We start from the raw sequence: 12,104 nt of genomic DNA, 5'->3' as shown, positions 1-12,104 counted from the left end.
CCTATAAAACTGTTATTGTTTATGATGCAAATGGAACTCGCCGAAAGGCTATCGAGGATCTCCGAGCCTCAAACGATTAAGATGGCTAAATTAAGCCGTGAGCTGAAAGCCCAGGGTATAGACATTGTAGATCTGAGCATTGGAGAACCTGATTTTGATACACCTGCCCATATCAGGGAGGCCGCAAAAAAAGCCATCGATGAGGGCTTTACACATTATACACCTGTAGCTGGTTATCTTGAACTGCGCCAGGCCGTAGTGCATAAGCTGAAGCGCGATAACGGGCTGGAATATACGCCTGAACAGATCGTGGTATCAACAGGTGCGAAACAGAGCATTGCCAATACCGTTTTGAGCATCATCAATCCGGGCGATGAAGTGGTGATACCTACCCCCTATTGGGTCACCTATTCCGAACTGGTAAAGCTCTGCCAGGGTGAAGTGGTGTTCGTTCCCTGCAGCATTGAAAACAAGTATAAGATCACTCCTGCCCAGCTGGAAGCCGCTATTACACCGAAGACCAAACTGTTCATGTTCTCTTCTCCGTGTAATCCTACCGGCTCTGTATACAGCAAGGAAGAACTGAAGGCGCTGGCCGATGTATTCGCAAAGCACCCTCAGATCTACATTATGGCTGACGAGATATATGAGTATATTAACTATGTTGGTAAGCATGAAAGCATCGCCCAGTTTGAAGGCATGCAGGAACGTACCATCATCATCAACGGTCTCAGTAAAGGTTTTGCAATGACCGGATGGCGTCTGGGTTACCTGGCCGCACCGAAGGCACTGGCAAAAGCTGCTGATAATATTCAGAGCCAGTTCACATCTGCCACCAGCTCTATCACACAACGCGCAGCCATTACCGCCCTCACCGGCGATCTTACCACTGCACATGCGATGGTGGACGAGTTCAGAAAAAGAAGGGCTTTTGTATTTGAACAACTGACCAGCATCCCGGGCCTGAAACTGATCCAGCCGGATGGCGCATTCTATATGTTCCCGGATGTAAGTGCTTTCTTCGGTAAGTCGTTCGAAGGACAGGTTATCAACAATGCGGACGATATCTGTATGTACCTGCTGCATAAAGTGAACGTATCTACTGTAACAGGAGCGGCTTTTGAACAGCCGAACTGTATCCGTCTCTCTTATGCTACTTCTATGGCGAAACTGGAGGAAGGCATGAAACGCCTGAGAGCAGGATTCGCTCAGTTAAGCTGATAAGTTATAAGATCATTAATAAAAGCTCCGGCACCTTCATATGCCGGAGCTTTCTATTTTACAGCACCCTTGCATATTAATTCATTTCCATATATTTGCACCTGTAATATCCAATCTGAATGAACATTTCAAATAGCACTTTACTGTTTATCGTACTGGGCGCCGGTGTACTGGCTATCCTTTATATGACTTTAAAAGACATGATCCGTAAACCGGAGGCTACTCCTGCTCCTGCGGAAGGCACACCAAAGCAGGCTACAGATAAAGCGATCCTGCCATTACAGCTACAGGCTTATGAGCGCCTGGTATTACTGGTAGAACGTATCAACCTGCAAAACCTGATCGGCCGTATCTTTCAGCCGGGACTGACAGCAGTGGATATGCAGGTAGGACTGGTACAGACGATCAAAGCTGAATTTGAGCACAACATTGCACAGCAGATCTATGTATCTCCGATTGCCTGGGAGGCAGTAAAAACGCTGAAGGAACAAACGATCACGATCATCAACCAGGTAGCGGTCCAGTTACCTCCTGATGCTACTGCAATGGACCTGAACAAACAAATACTGGAAATATTCCTGCAGGCGGAAACATCTCCTTCTGAACTGACTTCACAGATATTAAATGCAGAAGCTAAACGACTATTTTAGTCGTTTAGTTTCCTTACAACAACGTACTGCTATTTCTTATTCACCATCTCTACCCGCTGTGGTCTTATCACTTCATACAACAGGTATCCCCTGCCGTTAAAATGAATATAGCGGGGGGGCGACCGGAACCAGGGCTGGCCCGGCTCTTTTACATGGGCCTGAATGTGTAAATGCGGCTCTGAACTAAATCCGGAATTACCTACACATCCCAGGGGATCTCCCTGTTTCACGATATCTCCTTCTTTCACGATCACACTCCCCTGTTTCAGGTGTGCCAGGAACACGTAACTGTTAGGTGTTTCTATCAGTACCTGGTTCGTATTATGCGGTCCGCGTGCCATTGCTGGTGGTATGTTGTCAGGGTCATCGCCAACAGCCTTCGCAATACGGCCATCGCATGGGCTATAGAGCGTATCTCCGAATATTTCATAGTCTTCCAGCCTACGGCTGAAAATAGCATTTGCCCGGCTGCCATTGGGTTTCAACTTTACAATGTCCATCGCATATATAGCGCCACGCAAACTGTAATGAAACAGGTTAGTAGGTAATCCCTTTCCTCCCTGCAGCACGAAATACCTGCCCGTCTTCAGCGGGAACGCCAGGTCTATAGCCCTCGCCTTCCCCGTAGTACCGGTAAAATACAGGACACTGAGCGTGAGAAATACAGCTGAGAAGAACAGGTTGCCCGAGAAGCGCCACCAGCGTCTTACCGGTGCAATTTTCTTTTTACGGAAGAAGCCAAGTACCAGTGTAAGCAGCAAACAGATGCCAAATCCCCATTTGGCATCCACAGTAAGGTAGATCCAGGTACCGTAGAGATAAATAAACAGGCCGAGGGAAAGTCCTAAGATATACAGGGACCAGCTATGCCGGAAGTTCCTGGCGGATGCGACGAAGACCAAAAAGATACTTAGAAGAGCCAGGGCGAATGTGAGTAGTAACAAAACGTAAATAAACATAGCTTACCGAAAAATCTTTTTGCAAATTATCAAATTTAAGCACCACCGCAATAACGTAATAATTATGTAACATTGCTTGCTACTACATTCTTTCCACGAAAATCAGATTATGAAAGATAACATCAAAACAGATGCCGGTATCACGATTGCTCCTGTATATACGGAATCTGTGCCTATGCAGGAATTACCGGGTGAATTTCCTTACACGAGGGGGGTACATGCTTCCATGTACCGGGATAAGTTGTGGACAATGCGGCAGTATGCAGGTTTCAGTACGGCAGAAGCGTCCAACGAACGTTATCATTACCTGCTGCAACAGGGGGTTATGGGGCTTAGCGTGGCGTTTGACCTGCCTACCCAGATAGGGTATGACTCCGACCATCCGATGTCGGAGGGTGAGGTGGGGAAAGTTGGTGTTGCTATCGATTCGCTGGAAGATATGGAGCGCCTGTTCAAAGGCATCAAACTGGAAGAGATCTCTACTTCCATGACCATAAATGCTACTGGTTTTATCTTACTCGCACTTTATATTGCCCTTGCCAAAAAGCAGGGTGCTGATCTGAAGAAGATCTCCGGGACCATTCAGAATGACATCCTCAAGGAGTATGCTGCCCGCGGTACTTTCATTTACCCTCCAAAGCCCTCTATGAGGCTCATTACCGACATCTTTGACTATTGCAGTCATGAGGTACCCAAATGGAATACCATCTCAATTTCAGGCTATCATATCCGCGAAGCGGGTGCTAACGCAGTACAGGAACTGGCCTTCACCCTTGCAAACGGTAAGGCATATTTAAAAGCTGCTCTGGATAAGGGACTTGATATAAATGTGTTTGCCCGCCGTCTTTCCTTCTTTTTCAATGCACACAATCACCTGTTTGAGGAAGTCGCAAAATTCCGTGCGGCACGTCGTATGTGGGCACATATCACCAAAGACATGGGGGCTACTGATCCGAAGGCACAGATGATGCGTTTTCATACACAGACGGGTGGCAGTACGCTCACGGCTCAGCAGCCGCACAACAATATAGTTCGTGTAACTGTACAGACGCTGGCGGCTACGCTTGGCGGCACGCAATCCCTGCACACCAATGGTTACGATGAGGCGCTGTCACTGCCTACTGAAGCGGCTGCGCGTATTGCGCTTCGCACACAGCAGATCGTCGGATATGAAAGTGGTATTGCTGATACTGTTGATCCGCTGGCAGGGTCTTATTATGTTGAAGCGCTGACCAATGAGGTTGAAGCCCGGGCATGGGAGCTTATAGAGCGGATCGATGTTATGGGTGGTGCTGTCAGTGCGATAGAACAGGGTTTTATGCAGGATGAAATTGCGAGGAGCGCTTACCGTTATCAACAGGAAATTGAGAATGGCGAGAAGGTGATTGTCGGCGTGAATAAATTCGCTGTGAAGGAAGATGTCACTACGGAGGTTTTCCGTATTGATGACAGCATCCGGCAAGTGCAGACCGAACGCCTGCAATCGCTGCGGAGCAGGCGGGATAATGCAGCCGTAACGGCCTTGCTACAACGGCTGGAGAATGCTGCGCAGACTACGGAGAATGTTATGCCGATCGTTGTGGAGGCTGTGGAGCATTACTGTACGCTCGGGGAGATTGCCGATACGCTGCGGAAGGTTTGGGGTGAGCATAAGGGGATTTGATGTTATCGCACTTCATACTCAGTGTGTTGGGCAATTCTTATTTCATGATCCGTAATTCGTAATTGTATTGTATTTTTAGGCCATGTCTTCTATTTATTATAATGCCTGCCCATTGTGTGGGGCCGGTAATTTACACAAGGCGCTGACAGCGAAGGATTATACCGTATCAGGAGAGTCATTTGATATTTATCATTGCGGGCATTGCAGCGGAAGGTTTACCCAGCACGTGCCTGGCCCTTCAGAGATTGGACGCTATTATCAATCGCAGGACTACATTTCCCATTCAGAAACCCGTAAAGGACTGATCAATCGTTTATATCATAGCGTGAGGAAAATCACCATGCGCTCCAAACAGAACTGGGTGAAAGCCGCTACAGGACTGAAACAAGGTACACTTCTCGATATCGGTTGCGGTACAGGCGCTTTCCTTCATTACATGAAACAACTCGGATGGCAGGTAACCGGCCTCGAGCCAGACGAAATCGCCAGAAATAACGCTAAAACACTTTATAATATTGAGCCACAGCCATCCGATGAGCTGTTCTCCCTGCCACCACAGCAGTTCGATGCTATTACCATGTGGCATGTATTGGAACATGTGCATTCACTGCATGATTATCTGAAACAGATCCGTACACTACTCAAACCGGAAGGCTCACTGATCATTGCAGTCCCTAATTATACATCTCCTGACGCAGAGCACTACGGTCCCTTCTGGGCTGCCTATGATGTGCCGCGCCACCTCTACCACTTCTCTCCTTCCTCCATGGAAGAACTATTGAAACAACATAAGATCAGGATCGTTAGAAAACATCCGATGGTGTTCGATGGCTTCTATGTGAGCCTGCTCAGTGAGAAATATAAAACCGGTGGTAATGGCCTGTTCAAAGGCTTCTGGAATGGGTTCATCTCCTACAGAAAAGGACTGAAGAACGTGGACAGATGCAGCTCAGTAGTATATGAGTGTAAGGCTGAATAGCATATCATTTTAAGTGTATCATTTTGCATCATTGCATCTTAGTACATCCTTGTACTTCGTTGTACGTCATTGTTCATCATCGTACATCATTATAATAAAAAGCCAGAGACACATAGCGGGATAAGCTAGTCTCTGGCTTTTTTATGGGCGATAGTTTATGTGCCTACCACCTTTGCTCATGCATCAGCTAATAAGGGACCTTAAGGCTTAATACAAATAGTTTAGTGCTATCCGATCGTTTGCATTGAATGTACGGTTGCCGCCATTGGAACAAGCAAGCATCCAGGAGTTGGCGTCAGCGCCTGAAGGGGTGCCAGGGATCAGGACTGCGCCGTACGGAGCGACACCTTCGTTCACATTTTGATTACAACTGGAACGGGTTGTATAGTCAGTATGACGGAAACCTATACAGTGGCCGATTTCATGTTGTATTACGGAACCTACATACAGTACATTAGGATTTGATCCATATGCCTGAGGATGTGTGTTCATCAGGATCTGATTGAAAGGATTGCCTGATGCTGTCGGGAAACCCGCTGACCCTAATGTAATAAACCCACCGCTTGGTCCCTGAGAGAAGCCCTGAATAGTAATATTTGCCGTGCCACTGGTAATACGGGAAAACCTGATAGTTAAGTTAGCCCTGTTATAGCGGGCAATGGCGGTATCTGCGCCTGCTATGAAAGCACTACCAAGTCCGCTTACCCTTACAGTGATGGTACGGGTACCGGAAACAGAAACCAGGTTAGTGGTGCGATATTGCTCGCTTTCAGCAATCCTCAGAAACGGGCTGTTCACCTTTGTATTCAGGTTTTCTTCTGTTAACACGATATCATTTTCCACGAGATAGCCGCCGTCTACTTTTCTTACATTGTCAGTGCCGAAGCCGAGAGCATAGATCTTTGCTTTTGTTTCATCAGAGATCTCTGATGATGATGTTGTTGATTTTACCGCTTCCTTTTTACAGGAAATGATCAGCACTCCTGCCATCAGGCAAAGGAGGGCCGTTAATGTGTGTTTACGCATACATTGTTGGGTTTGGGTTTCAATAAAATGATAAAATGAAGATATTATTAGCTGATCAGCTGATGATAAATGTGGCGAACATAAACAATTGACAACTGGCCTGTAATGAGAATAGTTTACATACAGGACAGATCATCTCCCGGAAACCGAAGGCAAATGTTCAGCAAACTGCTTCCCATAACGTTTATGGAGACGTACATTGTTCATCAGTAGATATAGCTAACCTGACAGATAATTTGCTTAACTCATGCTTTCATTTTTGTGGCTGCAAGACATACGGCTGCTAGCGATTTACCGCGTTCATTGCTGGATTCTCAAATAGTTGATTACTCGGGTAACACCGGGTGTGCCCGGTTGTAGATTGCTCTGATTTTAGTGCTCGACTTGTCGTTTAGATTTCAGTTGCTCGACATCAATATTACAACATTCCATGATACTCAGAAAATAAAAATGAATTGAAAATCAAAGAACAGCGATTAACGAAGTGATGGTAAGGAGATATATGCAGAAAGGCGTGAAGGATCACGAAAGCGTCTTGCTAAAGGGGACAATTTGGTAACAGGAAGCAAGTGCGCTGAAGCAACTCTCATCAAAATTGCATCAAGGGCAACAGAAGTAAACAAAAAGCCCTTCTGCAGAACAGAAGGGCTTCACTATAGAAGAGTTAATTATTACAGGTGAATTGCTTCGCCGTAAGCAACCTCTATCGCGTCTTTTACAGATTCGCTCATAGTTGGGTGCGGGTGGATGGAATCCAGTACTTCCTGATAAGTGGTTTCCAGTTTACGTGCAGTCACTGTCTGTGCAATGATCTCAGTAACGTTGGCACCGATCATGTGAGTACCTAACCATTCGCCGTATTTAGCATCGAAGATAACTTTGATGAAACCTTCAGGAGCACCGGCAGCAGAAGCTTTACCGGAAGCAGAGAATGGGAATTTACCCACTTTCACTTCGTAACCAGCTTCTTTAGCAGCTTTCTCAGTATAACCTACAGAAGCGATTTCCGGAGCACAGTAAGTACAACCAGGAATGTTCATGTAATCGATAGGTTCTGGTTTGTGCGCGTATTTCTTTTCGTTGTAAGCGATCGCTTCAACACAAACGATACCTTCTTTAGAAGCAACGTGTGCCAATGCCTGACCAGGAACCATGTCACCGATAGCGTAAACGCCCTGTACATTGGTCTGGTAGTATTTGTCAACCAGTACTTTACCCTTGTCGGTTTTAACGCCCAGCGCTTCCAGACCGAGGTTTTCGATGTTAGCAGCGATACCAACAGCGCTCAGTACTACGTCAGCTTCCAGGAATACATCGCCGGTAGCGGTTTTCACTCTTGCTTTAACACCATCGCCATTAGCTTCAACAGCTTCAACAGAAGCGTTGGTCATGATGTTAAGGCCTTGTTTCTTATAGATCTTTTCCAGTTCTTTGGAGATGTCTTCATCTTCAACCGGAACGATACGCGGCATGAACTCAACGATGGTCACTTTAGTGCCCAGGGTTGCGTAGAAGTATGCAAATTCAACGCCGATAGCGCCGGAACCTACAACGATCATGGATTTAGGCTGTTTAGGCAGTACCATTGCTTCACGGTAGCCAATTACCTTCTTACCATCTATTTTCAGATTAGGCAGTTCACGGGAACGTGCACCTGTTGCCAGGATAATATATTTTGCATCGTGTACGGCAGTCTTACCATCTTTATCGGTCACTTCGATCTGGCTCTTGGATTTCAGTTTACCTGTACCCATCAGCACGTCGATCTTGTTCTTCTTCATCAGGAACTGTACACCCTTACTCATCTTGTCAGCTACACCACGGCTACGCTTAACTACAGCCTCAAAATCAGCGCTAGCGCTACCTTCGGTAACGTTAATTCCATAATTTTTAGCGTGCTGTATATATTCAAATACCTGCGCAGACTTCAATAATGCTTTCGTGGGGATACAGCCCCAGTTCAAACAAATACCGCCCAGGCTCTCTCTTTCAACTATTGCCGTCTTAAATCCCAGCTGAGAAGCACGGATAGCAGCCACATATCCACCAGGGCCACTACCAATTACGATTACGTCGTATGCCATATTGCTTAATTTTAATTTAAACTTGCCAAAGGTAATAATAAAATGGAAAAAGCCCGGCCAAAAATAGCCAGGCTTTCCCGTCTTCGGTTTCGCGAAGACCCATCAATATTTTATCGGAGGTCTACTACTTCTACGCCAGGATACTTTTTAGGATCGAAGCTGAAAGTAGCGTCAGATACGTTTGTATTGGGCGTAAAGCTGGTGATCTCGTATGTGTAATGGTTGCCGTTCTTTTCGAAAACCTTCATCTTAGAGATGTTCTGGCCTTTTTTATCGATAGATACGATCACTTTAAATACGTTCTTGGACTTGTCTGTAGGTGTCATTTCAATGTTCTGCAGCACCTTACCTTTCTCTGTGGTTTCACCTTCCAGGCGGTACAGATAGTCTTTATCGTAGAAGTTGGTGAACAGTTTTGCAGGCGACAGGGAAGTACTGTTAGCATCTACAGTATTGATTGTTACTTCGTTAGCATCCTTTGCGTATGTCCAGGAAGTCTTGTTATCGCTGATGATCTCCTGACCGTCCAGGTTCACTTTATATTTAGCACCTTTCAGATAAACGGTACCTTTTTTAGAGTCTGTTACACTATTGTTAGCACCTTCTACTTTCAATATAAAATTGGCCACAACTGATTTTAACTGGGAAAATTTCTTGCTTACACCGTCCAGGATAGCTTTTGCCTTTGGGTCATTTTTTCCCAGGGCGCCTTTGGACTGAGCCATTCCGTTCGTTACTACACCGCCTGCTAATATGGCCAATAATAAAATTCTCTTCATTTTCGTAAGTTTTATTTCTGCTGTTTTTGAGACAAATGTTATGCCGATACCTATCTATCTTAAGTTAATATAATGCCAAAACTACGATGATCAGCCGAGATCGTCCAGGATCATTTCAAGATCAGCCTCTGTTTTGACGTTCACCTCTCTCGCCTTGCTACCCATATTTGGTCCGACAATACCGGCTGCTTCCAGCTGGTCCATGAGCCTGCCGGCCCTGTTATAGCCCAGTTTCATACGGCGTTGTAAGAGAGAAGTAGAACCTTGCTGGTTTTGTACAATGACGCGGGCAGCTTCTTCAAAAAGCGGGTCCCTGTCCTGCAGGCTGATCTCCCTGCCTTCCATTTCCTTCTCGTCCACATATTCCGGCAACAGGTAGGCTTCAGGATAAGCACGCTGTTCTCCGATATACTCTGCCACTTTCTCCACTTCCGGCGTGTCAACGAAAGCACACTGCAGACGTACCAGTTCTCCGTTAAAGGAAACCAGCATGTCCCCCTGTCCGATCAGCTGTTCGGCACCACCAATGTCGAGGATGGTACGGGAGTCGATCTTGGACGATACCTTGAACGCAATACGCGCCGGGAAGTTCGCTTTAATGGTACCGGTAATGATATTGACTGACGGACGCTGTGTAGCGATGATCAGGTGGATACCTACCGCACGGGCCAGCTGGGCCAGACGGGCGATCGGCATTTCCACTTCCTTACCGGCAGTCATGATCAGGTCGGCAAACTCGTCGATAACCAGTACCACGAATGGCAGGTAACGGTGGCCCCTTTGCGGGTTTAGTCTTCTCTGGACGAATTTGTTATTGTATTCTTTGATATTACGGGTACCGGCCTCTTTCAGGAGGTCATAACGGAGGTCCATTTCAATACAGAGGGCATTGAGGGTATGGATCACCTTTTTGGTATCGGTAATAATGGCTTCCTCTTCGCCTGGCAGTTTGGCCAGGAAGTGCTTCTCGATCAGCTTGTAGAGCGACAGTTCCACCTTTTTAGGATCAACCAGTACGAACTTCAGCTGGGAAGGGTGCTTTTTATAGAGGAGAGAAACCAATAATGTATTGATACCTACTGACTTACCTTGTCCTGTAGCACCTGCCATGAGCAAGTGCGGCATTTTGGCCAGGTCAGCTATAAAGTTCTCATTATCAATCTTCTTACCGATAGCGATCGGTAGTTCCATACTACTTTGCTGGAACTTCTCAGAAGCCAGCAGGTTTCTGAGCGACACAATGCTCTTTTTCACATTGGGCACCTCTATACCGATGGTACCTTTACCCGGGATCGGCGCAATGATACGGATACCCAGTGCCGACAGACTAAGGGCGATGTCATCTTCCAGGTTCTTGATACGGGAGATGCGCACACCGGCAGCAGGTACGATCTCGTACAGCGTTACGGTCGGCCCTACTGTAGCACTGATCTTCTGAATGGAGATATCGTAGTTTTTCAGGGTGTCAATGATCTGGTTCTTGTTCCTGTCCAGTTCACTGGCGTCCTGAACGATCTTTTCCGTACTGTGGTTATCGAGCAGTTCAAGGGACGGATATTTATAGTCACGCAGATCAAGAGTCGGCTCGTACGGGTCCATCTGAACGGGCTGTCTTACCGGCGCGACCTCTTCTTCCTCTTCATTTTCTACCACGGGAGGTTTGATCTCCCAGGCAACATCTTCTGTATTAGGTTTCTTTTTACCACGGGAAGCAGTCTGTTCAACTGTTTCTTCTATATATAATAGTGGTCCTGCCTCTTCCTCCTGTTCTTCCAGTACTTCTTCTTCCTCTTCTTCTTCCACCTCTTCTTCATGAGCTGCCAGATTGGCTGGCGGAATGAGCGTGATTGAAGCGTCATTACGTTCAACGAGCTGCATTTCAGGCAGTTCGGTATTATCTGACGGAGGTGGTATTACGGAGACGCCTGATTCTTTCAGTCCGTTCTTCCGTTTAGGTTCTTTTGTATTTGTAGTAGCAGCTTGCGGTGTAACGGCGATAATGGCAGGTTCAGGAACAGCTACCGGTGTTACGGCTGGTTTAGGTTTGGCTTTAAACTGCCGTTCCATCCATTGGAAATCGAGATTGTATTTCCAGATCAGCCAGGAAAGTCCGGCTACCATCAGCAGTAATGCAGCTCCTGCCCTTCCGAGGAAGCCAATGAGCCAGGTATTAACAGCATCGCCCATGGCGCCGCCCCAGGGGAAGTCGGACAGCATGGACACGAAGGCGGCCGTAGTACTGATGAACAACAGGCCGAAGAGAATATATTTAACGTTACGCCAAATGCGGAATACCCGGCGGCCAACTACGAAGTTGACGCCGAGGACAAAAAACAGATAGCAAAACAAATATGACGCGATACCGAACCCTTTGTAAAAGAACCAATGGGAGACGAAGGCCCCTAACCTCCCGAGGAGGTTTTCCACCTTCACGCTATCCATGTCCATCAACAATAAGCTGGCAGAATAACGAAATACCTTATCCTGGTCTTCTTCCCAGGTAAAGAGATAAGATGTAAACGCGATAAAACAGTAGAGCGACAACAACAGGCATATTACCCCCAAAACCTTATGGGTCCGTTCGTCTTTTACCAATTCTTTTACTTTTACCTCTACTTCCTTGTCCTGCTTTAGTACGTTGGGGTCGTTGCCTCGAGGTTTCTTACTCTCTGGTTTTTCTGTTTTGAGTTTATTTTTAGACATACATTATAGCGCTCCAAAATTACGGTCGCTGTTCGATATA

The 12,104-nt window shown here is 46.5% G+C and carries 9 protein-coding genes; 4 read left to right on the top strand and 5 right to left on the bottom strand.

Features of this window, described 5'->3' with window-relative positions; genetic code table 11:
• Positions 1-21 precede the first annotated feature (21 nt).
• Complete coding sequence (locus C7475_RS22375; protein WP_110055632.1) at positions 22-1,221, top strand: pyridoxal phosphate-dependent aminotransferase; 1,200 nt, start codon at positions 22-24, stop codon at positions 1,219-1,221.
• A gap of 119 nt (positions 1,222-1,340) precedes the next feature.
• A complete protein-coding gene (locus C7475_RS22370) occupies positions 1,341-1,871 on the top strand; it encodes a hypothetical protein (protein ID WP_110055631.1) in 531 nt (176 codons plus the stop codon).
• 29 nt (positions 1,872-1,900) lie between these two features.
• On the opposite strand, the gene C7475_RS22365 is transcribed toward C7475_RS22370, so the two are convergent.
• On the bottom strand, positions 1,901-2,830 hold the full coding sequence (locus C7475_RS22365) for a M23 family metallopeptidase (RefSeq protein WP_110055630.1): 930 nt from the start codon (positions 2,828-2,830) through the stop codon (positions 1,901-1,903).
• Between the two features lie 109 nt (positions 2,831-2,939).
• Between C7475_RS22365 and C7475_RS22360 the strand changes: the two genes are divergently transcribed.
• Positions 2,940-4,493, top strand: coding sequence for a methylmalonyl-CoA mutase (locus C7475_RS22360; RefSeq protein WP_110055629.1), 1,554 nt, complete (start codon positions 2,940-2,942; stop codon positions 4,491-4,493).
• 82 nt (positions 4,494-4,575) lie between these two features.
• A complete protein-coding gene (locus C7475_RS22355; protein WP_110055628.1) occupies positions 4,576-5,472 on the top strand; it encodes a bifunctional 2-polyprenyl-6-hydroxyphenol methylase/3-demethylubiquinol 3-O-methyltransferase UbiG in 897 nt (298 codons plus the stop codon).
• 207 nt (positions 5,473-5,679) lie between these two features.
• Here C7475_RS22355 and C7475_RS22350 read toward each other — a convergent pair whose 3' ends face one another.
• The 4 genes from C7475_RS22350 to C7475_RS22335 all read right to left on the bottom strand — a co-directional run bounded on the left by C7475_RS22350 (position 5,680) and on the right by C7475_RS22335 (position 12,064).
• A complete protein-coding gene (locus tag C7475_RS22350) occupies positions 5,680-6,498 on the bottom strand; it encodes a M57 family metalloprotease (protein ID WP_110055627.1) in 819 nt (272 codons plus the stop codon).
• A gap of 671 nt (positions 6,499-7,169) precedes the next feature.
• Entirely contained in the window at positions 7,170-8,582 is a 1,413-nt protein-coding gene (gene lpdA, locus C7475_RS22345; RefSeq protein ID WP_110055626.1) for a dihydrolipoyl dehydrogenase, read from the bottom strand.
• Positions 8,583-8,692: 110 nt separating this feature from the next.
• Positions 8,693-9,361, bottom strand: a complete 669-nt coding sequence (locus C7475_RS22340) for an outer membrane lipoprotein carrier protein LolA (protein ID WP_110055625.1) — start codon at positions 9,359-9,361, stop codon at positions 8,693-8,695.
• Between the two features lie 90 nt (positions 9,362-9,451).
• On the bottom strand, positions 9,452-12,064 hold the full coding sequence (locus C7475_RS22335) for a DNA translocase FtsK (protein ID WP_110055624.1): 2,613 nt from the start codon (positions 12,062-12,064) through the stop codon (positions 9,452-9,454).
• Positions 12,065-12,104: the final 40 nt, after the last annotated feature.

The organism is Chitinophaga sp. S165, from assembly GCF_003182155.1.
Taxonomy (GTDB): domain Bacteria; phylum Bacteroidota; class Bacteroidia; order Chitinophagales; family Chitinophagaceae; genus Chitinophaga.
Note: the sequence above shows the minus strand (reverse complement) of the source record. Positions and strands in the feature narration are given on the sequence as shown.